Annotated in this window: 12 protein-coding genes; 7 read left to right on the top strand and 5 right to left on the bottom strand. The window is 34.2% G+C overall.

Annotation, left to right across the window (positions count from 1 at the left end):
- Nucleotides 1-72 precede the first annotated feature (72 nt).
- From ACM55H_RS17630 to ACM55H_RS17615, 4 genes are all read right to left on the bottom strand, one after another.
- Nucleotides 73-882 (bottom strand): phage integrase SAM-like domain and Arm DNA-binding domain-containing protein, encoded by an 810-nt coding sequence (locus tag ACM55H_RS17630; protein ID WP_416837764.1) that lies wholly within the window; start codon nt 880-882, stop codon nt 73-75.
- A gap of 84 nt (nt 883-966) precedes the next feature.
- Nucleotides 967-2037 carry a hypothetical protein gene (locus tag ACM55H_RS17625; RefSeq protein ID WP_416837763.1) on the bottom strand — a complete coding sequence of 357 codons (1071 nt, stop codon included), beginning with the start codon at nt 2035-2037 and terminating at the stop codon, nt 967-969.
- A gap of 431 nt (nt 2038-2468) precedes the next feature.
- Nucleotides 2469-3401 (bottom strand): nucleotidyl transferase AbiEii/AbiGii toxin family protein, encoded by a 933-nt coding sequence (locus tag ACM55H_RS17620; RefSeq protein ID WP_416837762.1) that lies wholly within the window; start codon nt 3399-3401, stop codon nt 2469-2471.
- Nucleotides 3392-4198 carry a type IV toxin-antitoxin system AbiEi family antitoxin domain-containing protein gene (locus tag ACM55H_RS17615; protein ID WP_416837761.1) on the bottom strand — a complete coding sequence of 269 codons (807 nt, stop codon included), beginning with the start codon at nt 4196-4198 and terminating at the stop codon, nt 3392-3394. The genes ACM55H_RS17620 and ACM55H_RS17615 overlap by 10 nt, the downstream gene beginning before the upstream one ends.
- 350 nt (nt 4199-4548) lie before the next feature.
- On the opposite strand from ACM55H_RS17615, the gene ACM55H_RS17610 reads away from it, so the two are divergent.
- The 7 genes from ACM55H_RS17610 (at nt 4549) to ACM55H_RS17580 (ending at nt 17227) form a co-directional block, all read left to right on the top strand.
- A complete protein-coding gene (locus ACM55H_RS17610) occupies nt 4549-6192 on the top strand; it encodes a T9SS type A sorting domain-containing protein (protein ID WP_416837760.1) in 1644 nt (547 codons plus the stop codon).
- 88 nt (nt 6193-6280) lie between these two features.
- Nucleotides 6281-9547: an RHS repeat domain-containing protein gene (locus ACM55H_RS17605; protein WP_416837759.1), complete on the top strand. Its 3267-nt coding sequence runs from the start codon at nt 6281-6283 to the stop codon at nt 9545-9547.
- A 10-nt stretch (nt 9548-9557) separates the two neighbouring features.
- On the top strand, nt 9558-15752 hold the full coding sequence (locus tag ACM55H_RS17600; protein WP_416837758.1) for a DUF6443 domain-containing protein: 6195 nt from the start codon (nt 9558-9560) through the stop codon (nt 15750-15752).
- A gap of 12 nt (nt 15753-15764) precedes the next feature.
- Nucleotides 15765-16235: an Imm26 family immunity protein gene (locus ACM55H_RS17595; protein WP_416837757.1), complete on the top strand. Its 471-nt coding sequence runs from the start codon at nt 15765-15767 to the stop codon at nt 16233-16235.
- Nucleotides 16236-16269: 34 nt separating this feature from the next.
- Nucleotides 16270-16581 (top strand): hypothetical protein, encoded by a 312-nt coding sequence (locus tag ACM55H_RS17590; protein ID WP_416837756.1) that lies wholly within the window; start codon nt 16270-16272, stop codon nt 16579-16581.
- Nucleotides 16582-16753: 172 nt separating this feature from the next.
- On the top strand, nt 16754-16912 hold the full coding sequence (locus ACM55H_RS17585; RefSeq protein ID WP_416837755.1) for a hypothetical protein: 159 nt from the start codon (nt 16754-16756) through the stop codon (nt 16910-16912).
- 24 nt (nt 16913-16936) lie between these two features.
- Nucleotides 16937-17227, top strand: a complete 291-nt coding sequence (locus ACM55H_RS17580; RefSeq protein WP_416837754.1) for a hypothetical protein — start codon at nt 16937-16939, stop codon at nt 17225-17227.
- Nucleotides 17228-17406: 179 nt separating this feature from the next.
- On the opposite strand, the gene ACM55H_RS17575 is transcribed toward ACM55H_RS17580, so the two are convergent.
- Nucleotides 17407-18036 carry a hypothetical protein gene (locus ACM55H_RS17575; RefSeq protein ID WP_416837753.1) on the bottom strand — a complete coding sequence of 210 codons (630 nt, stop codon included), beginning with the start codon at nt 18034-18036 and terminating at the stop codon, nt 17407-17409.
- Nucleotides 18037-18166: the final 130 nt, after the last annotated feature.

The raw sequence follows: 18166 nt of genomic DNA, 5'->3' as shown, positions 1-18166 counted from the left end.
TAATGAAAAATGGAGGTGGTCATTTTGCTCCGGAATTAGGTGGTCATTTTGAATTGGAATCAGGTGGTCACTTTAAATTGGAATTGGGTGGTCAATATCACTGGAATTTGCAGTGTAACAACAGAAAATGAATAAGTCCTTGATTATGCTTAATCTTTTTAATTCGAAAGTGGATTCTTCAATGATTTTGAGTTCTTCAGTAGTAAGGAATATAACTTCTTTGTGTACCTTTTTTGATTTGTATAATATAAATGGATCCCTATCTAAATAACCTTCCGAAATAGCATGTTTTATAGGTGTTCTAAGCCGTTGGATGATTTTATTAATAGTGATTTGCTTTATGTTTTTCTCTGTCTTCAAATAGTAGTCAAAATCATCCAGAAACCGCAAACTTAATTCCTTTAAAGGGAAATCTGATTTTTTAAACTTCGACTTTATAAAAGCTTCTAAATGGTTTCCAACATACACGAATTTTTCATAGGTGTTTTCTTTTATTTCTTTGCCTACCAATTTTTGGATTCTTGAAACATATTTCCTGTAACAAGATAGTATATATTCTTCTTTTTTAATTGGTATTCCTTTGTATTCACTAAAGATATTATCTAGTTTTAATACTATTCCCTGCAGTTGAAATACCAAAGCAATATTATAAATTTTGACTTGAATTCGCTCTAATTGAGCGTTTATGTATTTGTGGTTTGCTTCTTGAATACTTACTTTTTGGAGTTTGTTTTCCCAATAGTTTGGATTTACAAAAAGTCCGGTAGCAAATTGTTTTCGTACTTTGTTTAGTGTTATTCTACAACTGATTGGACATAGTCCTTTTTGATTGGTTTTGGCTGTATTTATTACAAACAGAATTGTAATTTTTTCCTGGTTCATGTTTCCATTGATTTAAGTTAAAAAATTGGTGTATCAACTCAAATTTAAAACTATGGAACACTATATGTCTTTACAGTACGTAATTTACGAATCTAAAATATCATCCGGTTTATTTATTAATGGATCAACCCAATCCGCTTTGTGAGTTGCCCAATCAATCCATTCTAGTTTTTCAGGAGTTAGATTATTGGTATTGATTGCCTTTTGTTTTACGGCTTCAATATATTGTCTAATTATGAGGGTTTTGTGATATTGTTCTGAAAGTTTAACTAATCTATTGAATTTATCAACTTCTTCGTCCTTGTGTTTTTTAATTTCTGCTTTACGTTTTTCCTCTTCTTCTCGTTTTAAATTCGCTATTCGAGAATGCTCTTTCCATTCTTTTTCTTTTTGGGCTTCGATTTCAAGTTTTGCTACAATTTTTGCCAAGTGTTCTTCTATTTTCACTTTGCCATCTCTCCATTCTTTTTCACAAGAGTATTTACCTATTTTGAAAATAAATTCGCCTATCGGTTCTAATGCTGTACCACTATAAGGAGGTTTTGCAGGGACTCTTTTAGATGCTTCTCTTAAATCTATTTCAATAAAAATTCCATCGATAAGTACTCCGGTGTCACTATATTCTTTAGAAATTGTGTGGCCTCTATATCTAATTAATTTCGTAAAGGTATCCATAAATCGTAATGCTCTTTCCCTATTGTTTTTTTCAACTCTGATAGGATAAATAATTCTATTATCTTCTCTATATGAAGTGAATGAAATTTTACCTTTCCAATATTGTTTTGTTTGTATGGTCAGAATATCTGGTTTTGTTATTTCATCAGGAACAATTAAAGGAGCTTTAGGATCATTCTCAATTTCTTTGGTTCTAATAGTTAACGGTGTTTGGTCAACATTAATCGGATCGCCTTCTTCTCTTATCGTTAAAATGATTTTATCAACCCCGCCAAAGATTGGATTAAGTTTTTCTTTTTTGAACTTTTTATTGAATTTGAGTTTTGACCAATAACTACCATCAGGCATAGGGATTTCAAATTGTTTACACAATTTTTTTATTCCGTCATTCGTGTATGCATATTGTTGCGTCAACTTTGAAAGTGTTGTTGACCATACTATATCGTATAGTGCTTTTCTAGTTATTTCAATAGTTTTCATAAAAAAAATACCTTTTTAAAATTACAATTAAAGGTATAAAATGTTGTTTAAAAAACGAAATTAGCCCTTCGACTTCACTCAGGACATGCTATGAAGCAAATAAATCCTGCGCCTGCGCTCAGGATGACAATGAGTTTAGGAATACTTGAGATTGTTTTCTTGGTTCCTGTTCACAATGGGACTTTTTTGGTAGCTTATTAAGATAACGACTAATGCACCCACATTGGTTGTGTTCTCCAATTTGCTGGAAAAACCATTTTGTGTACCGGAACATTAGGGTATTCATTGACCAATTTAAAGAATTTATCTTTTATGGAGTTCCCAGAACTTAAATAATCAATTTTATATAATGTCAAAGAAAGTAATGAAAATAGTTCCCACTAACTTAGTATATCCACCATATAATATTTCAATTTTTAATAATTCCTATTTTATGTATTTGGAAATAAAACCTGTTGCAATTTTTCAAAAGCTTCTTTATGTTTTTGGACTGGCATTTGTTCCAGATTTATCATTTTCCAGCGAACCGATGGAAGATTAGCAATTACTTCAACATTGTCCATTTCCATTAGGCTCCAATCAGGAGTTTTGTTTTTAAATGACAACAGGAATTTCTTTTCATTTTCAGTAATTTGAGAATTAATTTGCTCAATTAAATTTTCTCTAGCTTCTTCAAGTTGTTCTAATGGGACATCTACTTGAGCCATTTGCATAAACTCCGTTTTATAAATTTCACTTATGTCTTTACGATTTGGTGCTAAGAGTTCAGACATAGGTCTTTGATGACTAATTAAAAATACCAAAAATGTTTTTCGGAGATTTTCCGTTAAACCTTCATTTTCGAGAAGAAATTTTACATCAAATAAATCTCTGGGATGTTGTCTGTCTAAAGCGGCACACAACTTTCCAGCATACAAATCAGGAAGTGATGCCACTTGCATTTCTACGTATCCAAATTCTCTTTCTACTTCTTCACTAACTTCCATTCTCTCTTCAGGGAAAACAGTTCCTCTGATTACTGGCGATAACTCTACTTTGATTCGCACTTCTCCTTGACTTACAATTAGTCTTAGCGCTTCACTTTGTTCGTGTGCATCTTGTACTTTGCTACCAGGTATTGTTTGGACTATTAGTTTACTTATACGGGACAATGCAGCCCTTATATTTATTAATGCAGTTTCGCGATCATCCATTGGTATGTAAAGCAAATCAATGTCAACCGAAAGCCGAGGAAGTGCTCTGTAAAATAAATTGATTGCGGTACCTCCTTTAAGGGCAAAACATTTCTCTGTATCTACTAATGGCAATACACGAACTAAAAGCTGTACTTGTTTACTGTATATATTATTTGCATCTATAGCCATTCTGGTACTGTTATTTTATATTTATTATCTAATTTTCCTCCTTTTACTATCATTCGATTTCCTGAACCTAATGTAATGCTTTCCCGATTGATTTTACTTAGCCAAACATAATTATTGCGATCAGCAAACCAAAAGAAAAGCCTTTTAACTTTGACATTTTGGCATCCTTCCAATACTTTTTGAAGACTTCGGGGTGATAATGTTGTCAGTCCTTGCATTAATTGATCAGCATGTTCAAAAGTTACTTTTTGAGGTACATCTAAAAGTACTTCGAGATATGCCCTTTCCGGGGATGATAGTATTAGTTTTTCACTACTGTTATCCCAATCACGTTCAATTGTAAAAGAATGTGTTCGTTTTTTTTTATCTGATCCTATTTCGTTTTTTTCTAAACTTTTACCAAATAAACTGTTCGTAGTATGTCTAACAAAATTTATATTCAATGCTAAATTAGCAACCCATTCCGGTATTAGATCATTTCCATACAAATGCACTATTTTATTTTCAGAGAATGATAAATAATGTGATAAGCCTTGCATTTCGAGCGCCGTTAATCCTCCTATTATCAAGTCCGTATTCAGTATTGATTGTAAGGAGTATGCCACCGATTGCCAAGTTATTTTAGTCGCGTTTCTGACATATATCCCTTTGCTTATGGATTCCAGTTGATTGCTCTTTACCAAATTATCTATTGCGTGACGGCTTAAATGGTTATCCATAAGCCATCTACGGGTAGCAATTACTCCTTCCGGCATTATTTGATATAACTCTTTTCTTCGGGCTACATTGACAGCCATAATTTAAAAGTTTAGTGTTTTGCGGTGATTATCGCCGTTATGTAAAGATAATATAAATTATTTAATTTACAAATTTTAGTTTTAACGGCGATTATCGCCGTTAACTTTAAATTATTTAAACTTTTTTAATATAAAAAGTTAGGTGTTGATAATTTAGCCCATATTAATAATCAAATTTTGAGCAATTTAATTTTATAATATTTTTCTTAAAAATCACTAAAAGTGGGTATTGTGGAAAGAAGAAAACATCTTTAATATTGCGAACTTATGGTTTTGATATGCTAATATTAAAAATATAGAACGATACTGGATTGACTGTAAATAAAAGATTAAAATAAAATTACTTGTATATGAGAATAAAATTACTTCTACTATTATTCCTTTATTCATTGCTCGCCCAATCCCAAGATATTCTTTGGGAGAAATCATATGGCGGCAAACATGCCGATTATCTTTTTGATGCCCAACCTACAGCTGACTATGGATTCATATTGGCAGGGAGTTCCTTGTCTAATAAAACCGGAAATAAAACGGAGGATAATCATGGAGACTTAGATTACTGGGTGTGGAAAATGAATGAAAAAGGGGATCTCGATTGGCAAAAAAGTTTAGGAGGAAGTGGGTTTGACTTGCTCCAAAGTATCAAAAACACAAAAGACGGCGGTTTTATTTTAGCTGGAACTTCCAATTCACCCAATGATTTTCAAAAAAAAGATACTTGTAAAGGCGTTACTGATTTTTGGATTGTCAAACTAGATGCTAAAGGAGAAGAGCAATGGCAAAAGACAATCGGGGGCAGTGGGCAGGACGAGTTAATAACTGCTTTTCAAACTACAGATGGTGGCTATATATTAGGCGGATCATCAGGTTCGAACCCATCAATTAAAAAGAGTAATCCTACTGAAAAAAGTTCACTGGATGCTAAACCCGATTTGTATGGCAAGTCTGAAAGAAGCCGAGGTAATATGGATTATTGGATTGTGAAATTAGATAAAGAAGGGGTTGTTCAATGGCAAAAAACCTACGGAGGAGAATATACGGACCTCCTTCGTAGCATGGAGCAAACTAAAGACGGAGGGTATATTTTAGGTGGTTATTCTAATTCCCCGCAATCAGGAGATAAAACAGATGCTAATATCGGAATTGGAGACTATTGGATTGTAAAAATTGACGATAAAGGTGCCATAGAATGGCAAAGAACCTATGGGGGGAACGGAGATAACCAATTGTATGTAATCCATCAAACGGAAGACAGAGGTTATCTAGCGGGTGGAAATTCTAATAGTACAAGCCCCCTAACCGCAATGGGAGGAATGGTAAGAAGTGGTACGGATTATTGGGTCTTGAAAATGGATGATAAAGGAGCGATTGTTTGGAGTGAGACCTATGATTTTGGGAAAGTGGATATATTAACTTCTTTGATTGAAAACATAGACCATTCTTTCTTGATTGGAGGCTATGCGCAAAGCGAAAATACTAATTCCATAACAAAAATTGTCAAAAGAGATAAAGAAGGTATCAACGATTATATAGCCCTAAAAATTAATGAGAAAGGGGAAATTTTGTGGAGTAAAACTGTAGGAAGCTCTGGGGAAGATATTCTGAGGAAATTAATAGTAACTCGTGATGGAGGCTATTTGTTAACCGGGACTTCTAATGCTAAATCTTCAGGAGATAAAAATTCGGCAATTGGCAGTAATGATTTTTGGGTGGTAAAACTAAAAGACAAGAAAAAACCAATAGAAGAAAAAGCAACAATTGAAGCTATACCCAACCCTGCGGTCACTTTCACAAATATTATTATAGGCTATCAATTTGAGACTGGCACTGCAACCTTAGTTGATATGGCAGGTCGTATTCTACAACAATTTAGTATCACAAGCAGAACTGTACCTGTTGATTTAAGTCGTTATCCTGATGGGGTTTATGTTGTAAATATTAAAACCAATGTACAGAGTGATGGCGTGAAGGTAATAAAAGGAGGTAAAAATTAAAAGAATTATAAAAATGAAAAATGTGATTTTAAAAAATGCCTTCAGATCTTTGTTCTGTATATCACTTGTTTTTATTTCAGTAAAAACAGTGGCTCAGGGAGATGATAAACCGAGTAAATATTTCCCTAATGTGGTACCTCCACCTCCTAATAGTGCTAGTTTGGGTCTATATGGTCAAGTCCCTTTAAATCAATTTACGGGAAATGCAACTATATCTATCCCGTTACTGGAAATAAAATCAAACAATTTGGCTATGCCAGTTTCATTGTCTTATTCATCTGATGGTGTAAAAGTAGATCAATATGAATCGAATGTTGGAATGGGCTGGGTATTAAATGCCGGCGGAGTAATTACAAGACAAGTCTTCGATTATCAAGATAACTATAATGGTCGAATGCAAAAACCAAATACTGCACCAGATTCAAACGAGATGATTACTTTTTTAGATCAAGCTTCAACTGCACCACAAGTAGACACACAGCCTGATATTTTTTGTTACAACGTAAACGGAATGTCAGGTAAGTTCTTTTTAGACGATACGAATACACCTGTCGAAATTGAACCTTCAGGATTAAAAATTGAAATTACCGTTGATTTTTTGTCTATGGGTTTTGCCCCAAACAGTTTGCCCGAAATTACAATTACCGATACAAAAGGGATAAAGTATTATTTCGGCGGACTGAACGCAATAGAATCAAGTTCTTCAAGAAGGATTTTTATTGAAAATCCAGGTCCAATATCAGACGATGTTAAAACATCATGGTATCTCACTAAAATTGAGGATCCATCGACAAACAATCAAATTACTCTGAATTACGATTCAAGATTGATTACTTATATGACAGGTAATGAACAAAGTTTAGAATATACTTATTCTGGAGGAGCTAAATTATCTTCTGCCTTATACAATTATCAATATAAATCGTATGCAGCTGAATCTATTTTAAAAGAAATAAATAGTAATAATTGTAAAGTGGTATTTGGTAATTCAAAACGATTTACGGATCCAGATTTCCCATTATTTAAAGTGGACGACATCAGTTTTTTTAATATTCAAGGAGCATTGATAAAAAAAATAAAATTTGATTATATCGAATATAGCGGAAATACTTTTCCAAATACTTACAATCAATTTCCGGAATATTTTAAGAAACGTTTTTACCTAAGACAAATTAATGAGTTTAGTACAAATAGCAGCCCAATTACTCATCAATTTGAGTATTATTCTCCTGAAAATTTACCTGCTAGATTTAGTTTTGCTAAAGATAATTATGGCGTTTTTAATGGTAAAATAAATAGTAGTCTAATTTCTGACGAAATTGTTATTCCTAATTCTATAGTAAAAGCTTCATTTTCGGATGGAAAATTAGCAAATAGAAGTCCGGACAAAAATTTTGGTTATTTTGGCTTGCTAAAAAAAATAATTTACCCGACTAAAGGCACTACAACGCTTGAATATGAGCCTCATGTGAGAGGTAAAGTCAATATTCCCATTTATCCAGTGCAAAGCCAATTTGACTTGAGTGTTTTAACTAATGATACAGATTTATTTAATAACACGAATACCGCTTCTATTCATTCCTCAATAGAACAAACTATAAAAATAAATGGAAGTGTAATTAATAATTGCAGCGGAACTAATCCTTTTTCGTTACTATTAATCCTAGAAATAACAGATGTATCGACTGGTTTACTTGTTAATTTTTATAATAATTCATCGAATTTAGATACGCCAATCTTGATTGGATCATCATATACTCTTACAGGTAATACAAGCTCCACAAATGATGTTTTTACGTTGCAGGCTAATAAAGATTATTCAATAAAAATTAAACTTTTAAGGCCCTGTATGTTAGGAAATGTCTATTTTAATTACTATTCCAATCCTGTCACTTTTCAAGAAAAAGACAAAGAAATAGGGGGATTTAGAATAGCTAAAATCATTAAGAATAGCACTATAAATAGTAATTTGGAAATCGAAAAATATTATTATAGCCCTTATGATTGTTTGACTTGTCAATCAGGCTATTATATAAATCAAGCCCCAATTGCTTCTATTAGAAAAATAGAGCGAGAGAATTTATGTGAAACCCCATCATCTAGGATGTTATATTCGGTAGGTAGTTCAAACTTAGCTAGAATGTATTCCTCACAAAATGCCCAATTTGGTTATGAATATGTAACTAAAAGCTACGGAAATAATTTTGAAAACGGAGCTGAAGAGTCCAAATATGAAATTATCCAAGACGGTCTGCCTGTAACAAGACAAGGAGAGTTTGACATTACGACACCTTTTACAAATAGTTTTGGTTCAGGTAGATTATTATCTCATAAAATTTTTAATTCTATTTTTAAAAGAATAAAAGAAACCGTTAATCAATACGAACATAATATAGCAAAAGACAAGTCCGTTACTGGTTATAATGCCTACAAGAGCTCTCAAAATTATTCCTATTTGGGTGCATCTGGTCCAAATCCTCCCACTTGTACCGCATTTGTCAGTTGGGATCAATATACTTTAAGTGAGTATTCCTTACGTTCGCAGTGGAATTATTTAAAACAGTCTGTTGAAACACAGTATGATTTAAATGGACTAAGTCCAATATCAACAACGACAAATTATAATTACAATAATGCAGCTCATTTACAGCTTACTTCGCAGGTTACAACGAATTCAAAAAATGAAACAGTAGAAACTAGATATTTATACCCTGCAGATTTTAGCGCAGAGCCATTTATGCAAAATTTGATAGTGGCAAATAGAATCACTCCTCCAGTAAGTACAGAACAATATAAAGGAGGTGCAATGTTATCTAAAGACAAGACAGTCTATGCTAATGATGCTTTTACAAACAATCTGTTATTGCCCAAAAATATATTTGCTGCAAAATTTCCAAATAACAATCTAAACATTACTGTACCTCCAGTAGGGCAACTCGAAAAGAAAATAACCTACGATCAATATGATGGCAAAGGCAACTTATTACAATACACGCTCGATAGTGGCACATCAGTAGTGCTAATTTGGGGTTATAATCAAACTCAGCCTATAGCCAAGATAGAGAATGCCACCTATAGCTTAGTGACATCATATGTTACCAATCTACAAACGCTTTCGAACACAGGTACAGAAGCTGGTTTGCTCACTGCTTTAGATAATTTAAGAAATGCATCAGAGCTGTCAAGTGCCTTGGTAACTACATATACCTATAAGCCTCTTATCGGTGTTAGTACCGTAACCGATTCTAAAGGCTACAGAACGTCTTATGAATATGACGAATTTAATCGTTTGAAGGTTGTTAAAGATGCACAGGGGAATATCCTGTCAGAAAACCAATATCATTATAAAAACTAATTTTAAAGAGATGAGAAAATATATTATTAGTTTTACTTTAATGATGATTGTTTCATTGGGCTATGCCCAAGTGAATAAAACAACTCAAAATGCTGCAATGGCGGCACCACCAGATGGCGGTTGTACTTCTTGTTACAAATGGAATATTGATAGAGACAATGATGGTTTTGGTGATCCTTCGGAATTTGTTAACAGCGACACAAAACCTACAGGCTATGTCGCAAATCAATCGGATTTAGACGATACAACACCATATATTACCAATATAGCCCCGCAAACCTTTTATCGCGATGCCGATGCCGATACTTTTGGCAGCCCAACTGTTACTGTGTATTATAGTGTAAAACCAACTGGTTATGTAACAAACAATACCGATTGTAACGATGCAGACACTACTCTTAATCCCAATACGATTTGGTATCGTGATGCAGACGGGGATAGTTTTGGGGTGAGTACACCCACGCTTGTCCAATGTACCCAGCCCGCAGGTTATGTAAGAAATGCCAGTGATTACAATGATACAACGATAAACATAACTAATATAGCTCCCCAAACCTTTTATCGCGATGCTGATGGTGATACTTTTGGCAGTACAACCGTTACTGTGTATTATAGTGTAAAACCGACAGGTTATGTAACCAATAGTACGGATTGTAATGATGGGGATGCTTCGCTAAATCCCAATACGATCTGGTATCGTGATGCAGACGGTGATGGTTTTGGAATTAGTGCTACTACGCTTGTCCAATGTGCACAACCCGCAGGTTATGTACGAAATTCTAGTGATTATAACGATACAACAGTAAATATCACCAATATAGCTCCCCAGACCTTTTATAGGGATGCCGATAGCGATACTTTTGGGAATTTAAGTGTAACTGTTTTCTATAGTGTAAAACCGGCAGGTTATGTAACCAATAGTACGGACTGTAATGATGCTGATGCTTCCTTAAATCCCAATACGGTCTGGTATCGCGATGCCGATGGGGATAGTTTTGGAACCAGTGCAACTACTCTTGTCCAATGTGCCCAACCGGCAGGTTATGTACGAAATTCCAGTGATTATAACGATACAACAGTAAATATTACCAATATAGCTCCTCAAACTTTTTATCGCGATGCCGATGGAGATACTTTTGGGAATGCAAGTGTAAGTGTGTATTATAGTGTAAAACCGACAGGCTATGTAACCAATAGTACGGATTGTAATGATGCCGATGCATCGCTAAATCCAACCACAGTTTGGTATCGTGATGCTGATGCAGATGGCTTTGGAAATACTACCCCCACGCTTGTGCAATGTACCCAACCGGCAGGTTATGTTCGAAATTCCAGTGATTATAATGATGCAACAGTAAACATAACTAATATAGCTCCTCAAACCTTTTATCAGGATGCCGATGGAGATACTTTTGGAAATCCAAGTGTAAGTGTATATTATAGCGTAAAACCAACTGGTTATGTAACCAATAATTCTGATTATAATGATACTACAGTAAATATTACCAATATAGCTCCTCAGACCTTTTATCGCGACGCTGATGGAGATACTTTTGGGAATCTAAGTATAACTGTTTACTACAGCTTAAAACCAACAGGCTACGTGACCAATAGTACAGATTGTAATGATGCTGATGTTTCCTTAAACCCCAATACGGTCTGGTATCGTGATGCCGATGGAGATGGTTTTGGAAATACTACCCCTACGCTTGTGCAATGTACCCAACCGGCAGGTTATGTTCGAAATTCCAGTGATTATAATGATGCGACAGTAAACATAACTAATATAGCTCCTCAAACCTTTTATCAGGATGCCGATGGAGATACTTTTGGAAATCCAAGTGTAAGTTTATATTATAGCGTAAAACCAACTGGTTATGTGACTAATAGTACAGATTGTAATGATGCTGATGTTTCCCTAAACCCAAATACGATTTGGTATCGTGATGCAGACGGTGATGGTTTTGGGGTTAGTACACCCACGCTTGTCCAATGTATCCAACCGGCAGGTTATGTTCGGAATTCCAGTGATTACAATGACACAACGATAAACATCACCAATATAGCTCCACAGACCTTTTATCGTGATGCCGATGGGGATACTTTTGGTACCTCAAGCGTAAGTTTGTATTATAGTGTAAAGCCAACGGGTTATGTAACTAATAGCACAGACTGTAATGATGCGGATGCTTCCCTAAATCCAAATACCGTTTGGTATCGTGATGCAGATGGAGATGGCTTTGGAAATACTACCCCCACGCTTGTCCAATGTACCCAACCGGCAGGTTATGTTCGAAATTCCAGTGATTACAATGATACAACGGTAAATATTACCAATATAGCCCCTCAAACCTTTTATCAGGATGCCGATGGTGATACTTATGGGAATCTAAATGTAAATAAATTTTATAGCGTAAAACCAGTAGGCTATGTAACCAATAGTTTAGATTACAATGATACAACGATAAACATAACTAATATAGCTCCTCAAACCTTTTATCAGGATGGAGATGGAGATACTTTTGGGAATGCGAGTGTAAATGTATATTACAGTTCAAAACCGACAGGTTATGTGCTCAGTAGTACGGATTGTAATGATGGTGATCCATCGGTTAACCCCAATACCAAATGGTACGCAGATAATGAGGGAGATGGGCTTGGAGATCCTTTTAATTTTGTCCAACAATGCGTAAAACCTGAAGGGAATTATATACGTGATAATTCAGATAATTGCCCTTTGGTACTGGGATCAAGTTCAGATTGTAATGCTTTAGCTGCTCCATCTTTGGATCAAAACTATATCATTACCAAGACCTACAAGAAACCAACTTCAACCGTCTTTATAGCTCCAACTCCAGATAAGGCTCAAACAAACATTACTTATTTTGACGGACTTGGCAGACCCATGCAGCAAATTGCCAACCAGCAGTCAATGTCAGGAAAAGATATAATAACGCATATTGGATATGATGATTTTGGGCGACAAAAAATGGATTATTTACCTTATGCAAGTTCAAATACCAATATGGTGTATGACGTAAATGCGTCTGTGAATACCTTGACTTTTTATAATACTACAAAATACGAAAACACCACTAACCCTTTTTCAGAAAAGAAATTGGAATCCTCACCACTTAGTAGAGTCATGAAGCAAGCCGCTCCAGGGGTAGACTGGACGATGAATGCGGGTCATGAAATAAAATTGGATTATCAAACCAATAGTAATGCTACAGAAGTAAAACTTTTTACAGCAAACACCGCTTGGGATGCCGGATTGGGACTGTATACCCCCGCTTTTCTTAACGGTGCAGGGACTACTTACTATGAGGTCAATCAGTTATACAAAACAGTTACGTACGATGAAAATACGGGAGCAACTCCTACTGAAATTAATGGATCAACGGTAGAATTTAAAAATAAAGAGGGACAAGTAGTACTAAAACGAACATATGATGCTGGAACAAATCACGATACCTATTATGTATATGATACCTACGCAAATCTTACCTATGTAATTCCTCCAACTGCTGCAGATGCTGCAATTACATCAACTATTCTTGACGATTTGTGCTACCAATATAAATACGATTATCGCAATCGTTTAGTGGAGAAAAAGTTGCCGGGGAAACAATGGGAATTTATAGTCTATGATAAACTGGATAGAGCAGTAGCTACAGGACCTGTATACTCACCATTTAGTAATTCATCAGTTGGAACCGTAGGATGGTTGATTACGAAGTATGATGTTTTCAATAGACCTGTTTACACAGGTTGGGAACAATCTACAACGGTTACAAGTGCGGGCAGATTTTCGAAACAAACGACAATGAATGGTTTAACAACCATAAGTGAAAACAAGCAAGCAACGGTGAACACCATAGACAGCATTACCACCTATTATAGCAATGGTGTTGTGCCGACAACGTTTAAATTATTAACCATAAACTATTATGACGATTATAATTTTCAGGCTTTTACACCAGCAATATCCTATACAGCCCCAGTTTATTATAACAATACAATAAAACCAAAAGGATTGCCAACAGGTTCTTGGGTTCGTGTTTTAACTACTTTAGTATCAACAACTGGAGAAAGTAGTTATACTTTGTATGATGTCAAAGCCAGACCTATTCGGAATTTCACCACGAACTTTTTGGGCGGTTACACTCAAATAGACAATAATCTAGATGCTTTTTCGGGACAGCTTCAATATACAGAGACCAAACACAAACGTCTCATTGGTGATGCCGAATTATATGTGAAAGACGCTTTTAGTTACTCGGCACAAGACCGGTTACTTAGCCATACACATCAGATTGGCACAAGTGGAACTCCTCAGCTTTTAGCTTCAAATACGTATGACGAGTTAGGACAACTTATTGCTAAAAAAGTAGGAAATATAGAGTCATCTCCCTTGCAAAAAGTAGATTATGTTTACAATATCCGCGGATGGCTTACTGAAATTAACAAAACGTCAGCCCTACAACAAGGGACCGATCCCAAAGATTTATTTGCGTTTAAAATAAATTATAATAAAGTGGAGGGAGATGCAACTGTTGCCAAGGCTCTTTATAATGGTAACATTGCTGAAACATTTTGGAGTTCCGGTTCAGATGGTGGTTTTGTTCGTGCTTATGGATATAAATACGACAATCTAAACCGACTAAAAGATGCCACTTATCAAAAACCGGGTAATGTAAATCCTCTACCCAAATCATATGATGAGAATTTAACCTATGATAAAAATGGAAACATAAAAACATTGCTAAGAAATGGAGATATAGACGGCGCATTGCCAGCAAATGGAATTGATAATTTAGCTTATACCTATGGAACAAACAGTAATAGATTATTGAATGTTTTGGATAATTCGAATAACACCAGCGGTTTTAATGACGTTAACAAAATAGGTGATGATTATACTTATGATGCTAACGGCAACTTGATTACTGATAAAAACAAGAATATAACAGGAATAACTTATAATCATTTAAATTTACCTTCAAAAATAACATTTGCAACAACTGGGGATATTGTATATATTTACAACGCAGCGGGACAAAAAACACAAAAAATAGTCACTAGTACAACACCAGTAAGTGTTGTGACAACGGATTATTTAGCAGGATTTCAATATAAAGACAATGTATTGCAGTTTTTTCCAACGACAGAAGGTTATGTAAAGAATACAGCAGGAGTTTACAGTTATGTTTTTAATTATGCGGATCATTTAGGCAATGTTAGGTTGAGTTATAGCGATACTGATAAAAACGGTATAATTGCGAGTTCTGAAATTGTAGAGGAAAACAATTATTATCCATTCGGTTTAAAACATAAAGGGTATAATGATGGTATACCGAACACATATAAATATAAGTACAACGGGAAAGAGCTGCAAGACGAGCTGGGGCTTGGGTTGTACGATTATGGCTTTAGAAATTATGATCCTGCTATTGGTCGATGGGTGAATATTGATCCATTATTGAATGATCTTGATTTTAAGTTTGATCCGAACGATATTGATAAAGATGATGATGACGAAGTAGATTTTGCCATGAAGACTACTTTAGGAAATGGTGGAGGAATATTTAATACCGACAATTTAAATCCATATTCTTACGGTTATAATGACCCTATTCGATTTGATGACCCAGATGGTAGATGTCCAATATGTGTCTATGTTGTTGCTGCTTTACTTTATTCTGAATTTGCAAACGCACCATCAGGTAATGCAAAGACAGATTCTCGAAATTATAATGATTCGAAATCGAATAAGGCACTAGTATCAGGGGCAGTTTTAGCTGGTGGAGCAAGAACGATAATAAATTCTGCTAAAGCTAAAGCGGTTGAAAAGGCTACTGAAACAACCAAAGGAGAAAAGACTCACCAAACTTATACTAAAACTAATAAAGAAACTAAAGAAACCTACTCTGGAAGAACTAGTGGGAATAAAACTCCAAGGGAGAATGTTGCAGCAAGAGATGCAAAACATCATAAAAACAAAGATGGATTTGGTCCTGCCAAACTTGATAAATCATCAACCAATAAAGATGCAATTAGGGGAAGAGAACAACAACTTATAAAGCAAAACGGTGGTGCAAAATCAGAGGGGGGTACTTCAGGAAATGCTATAAATGGGGTAAGTCCTAAAAATCCAAATGCTAAAGTATATGAGAATGCTGCAAAAAAGGAATTTGGGCAATAATAAAATATAATTATGAAAAAGCAAAAAATAACACAAGGTTCAATACTTGAAATCAATATTGAAAATCAATATTATACTTACGCCCAAATATTAGATAAAGGGGGGTATGTTTTTTTTGATTATAAAAGTGAAACGAGATTAACCGATTTTTCAGTATTAGAAGACAAACCTATTTTATTCATTATAGGTGTTTATAATGATGTAATAACACAAGGACATTGGCCGATAGTCGGAAAAATGAATATTAGGCAAAATTTAAAAAGTCAACCGATGCAATTTATCCAAGATGCATTACATCCAGATAGATTTGAATTTTACAATCCAAATACAGGTGAAAGTACACCAGCAACGAAGGAAAAAGTAAAAGGTCTGGAAAGAGCGGCAGTATGGGAGGCTAATCACGTTGAAGACAGGATAAGAGATTATTATAATGGTGTTCCTTGTGTATGGCTTGAAGATGACTTAGAATTATTTAAAGATTAATAAGTTTCTTAAGTCTAAACTAAAAATTAAATTTATGGTGAATAATAAGGAAATATCAACTCAAGAACTCATAACTAAAGGTTATTTATGGGTTAATATACCATCCGTAGCAATAATAGTGCTAGTTTGGTTTGGCTTAACAGCTTATTTAGAAGTAAATGGCAAAATTAGCGCAATTATTGGAGGAGTTATTGGTTGGATTTATTGGGAGTTTGCAATTAAAAAATGGATAAGTTGGGCATTAAATCATAATGTAAATCCAGATAGACTATTCAAAATTGGAAAGATGTCTTTACTTTTATGGGATAGAAGAAAGATAGATTCGATATTAAATCAAAGTAAATAGCGGTTATCTTCAAAGTTAATGAATAGATATTTTTAACTTATTGAAAATAACTAGTCTAATGTAGTTTTAAGGGATGAGCAAAATGTTCATCCCTTTTAATTTTGAATATAATAGTTAAACCAAAGTATAGTTTAAAAAAAATCTAAATTATGTGGTATTTTGATCCTGAGATATGTTAGTCTGGCATACAAACAATATCCATAAATTATTACAAGGAGGAGTTGAAGGGTGGTTTAAAACAATTGGACCAAATCCAGGTAGAGCAATGCAAAGTCAGCTTGCTAGACAAGGAGGGCAAATTATGCCTACGATTCAAAAAACTTTCTCCTAATTATTACAAGTAAAATAAAAAAATATGGATTCAACTAAAAATATATTGTGGTTTAAAGCCAATATAGAGCCTACTCTCGAAGGGTTTGAAATTAAATATTGCTCTTATGATGATGGTGATTTTGGAAGTTTAAATCAAATTGAGTTTAACTCTAAAGGAAAAGGAGGTAATATTGATTTTTGGGGACTAGGATATTTAGGTATTTTTCTTTGGGATTATCAAAAAGAGGAAGAAATAATGAATGTCCTTTTAGATCCAAATCAAGAGCTAGAAAAGGAAAAGGCCTTTGAAGACTTCCAAAATTTCTTAAAATAATTCAAAGCCCCAAAATTTTGGGGCTTTGAATTATTTTAAGAAATTTGAGTAAATATTATAGTTTTCTGAATCATGACAAACGAATATCACTTTTATATCATTGGTTTTCAAAAAATCGAAAACTGTGTTAATGGCAATCTTAGCAGCCTCATTTTTGGAAAGCGATAAATCCCCGTACATTATGATTCGTACATTGATTTCACAATTTTCATTGCCTCATCTTTAGCAAATTCATTATTTTCAAATTCTCGCGAATAAAAGTAAAAAAATGCTACTCCAAATTTGGGCAGTTCCAGAAAAATAAAATCGTTTAAGTGATGAAAGAAATAGAAGCTTTCATTTTTCGTTTTAAAAATAACCAATGAGTTTTCATTATTGTCTTTTGATTTAGTAGTTACTCTTTTCTGGGCAAGTCTGATTTGTGAAACTGCTTTATGTGGCGAATAATTTATATTTGCTCTCATTATAGAAACAGGAATATCTCTTAAATAACGGATATATTCTGAAGACTTTGATTTTATAAATTTTCTGCGAATCTCTAACAATTGAAATTTATATTCTATTATTTCCAACCAGCGAATTATGTTTTGAATTTGTTCCTGGCTATAGAATGTTATTGATAAATCAGTATTATCCAATAATGAAATTATGTATTTTTCGATATTTCCTAGTAAATTATTATTGCAGTCGGCACAAACTGGAATTGTAGTTTTGTTATATGTTTGTTCGCTGCCATTTATATCCGTAACAAAGAATTTTTTAGTGCAATTTTCAAATGTCCATCTTGGTAATACGTGTTCTTTTGTCAAATTAGTTTGATTAGTGCAAATTCCAGTGATATTGACCACCCAATTCCAATTTAAAGTGACCACCTGATTCCAATTCAAAATGACCACCTAATTCCGGAGCAAAATGACCACCTCCATTTTTCATTAAAAA

Origin of the sequence: Flavobacterium cryoconiti, from assembly GCF_048158645.1 — a bacterium.
In the GTDB taxonomy this organism is placed as follows: Bacteria; Bacteroidota; Bacteroidia; order Flavobacteriales; family Flavobacteriaceae; genus Flavobacterium; species Flavobacterium cryoconiti.
This window is presented reverse-complemented; position numbering and strand designations above follow the sequence as displayed.

Excerpts from the sequence above, each read along its gene's own strand:
- ACM55H_RS17615 (WP_416837761.1), bottom strand. The coding sequence starts at position 4,198 with ATGGCTGTCAATGTAGCCCGAAGAAAAGAGTTATATCAAATAATGCCG.
- ACM55H_RS17620 (WP_416837762.1), bottom strand. The coding sequence starts at position 3,401 with ATGGCTATAGATGCAAATAATATATACAGTAAACAAGTACAGCTTTTA.
- ACM55H_RS17625 (WP_416837763.1), bottom strand. The coding sequence starts at position 2,037 with ATGAAAACTATTGAAATAACTAGAAAAGCACTATACGATATAGTATGG.
- ACM55H_RS17600 (WP_416837758.1), top strand. The coding sequence starts at position 9,558 with ATGAGAAAATATATTATTAGTTTTACTTTAATGATGATTGTTTCATTG.
- ACM55H_RS17590 (WP_416837756.1), top strand. The coding sequence starts at position 16,270 with ATGGTGAATAATAAGGAAATATCAACTCAAGAACTCATAACTAAAGGT.
- ACM55H_RS17610 (WP_416837760.1), top strand. The coding sequence starts at position 4,549 with ATGAGAATAAAATTACTTCTACTATTATTCCTTTATTCATTGCTCGCC.
- ACM55H_RS17595 (WP_416837757.1), top strand. The coding sequence starts at position 15,765 with ATGAAAAAGCAAAAAATAACACAAGGTTCAATACTTGAAATCAATATT.
- ACM55H_RS17580 (WP_416837754.1), top strand. The coding sequence starts at position 16,937 with ATGGATTCAACTAAAAATATATTGTGGTTTAAAGCCAATATAGAGCCT.
- ACM55H_RS17585 (WP_416837755.1), top strand. The coding sequence starts at position 16,754 with ATGTTAGTCTGGCATACAAACAATATCCATAAATTATTACAAGGAGGA.
- ACM55H_RS17630 (WP_416837764.1), bottom strand. The coding sequence starts at position 882 with ATGAACCAGGAAAAAATTACAATTCTGTTTGTAATAAATACAGCCAAA.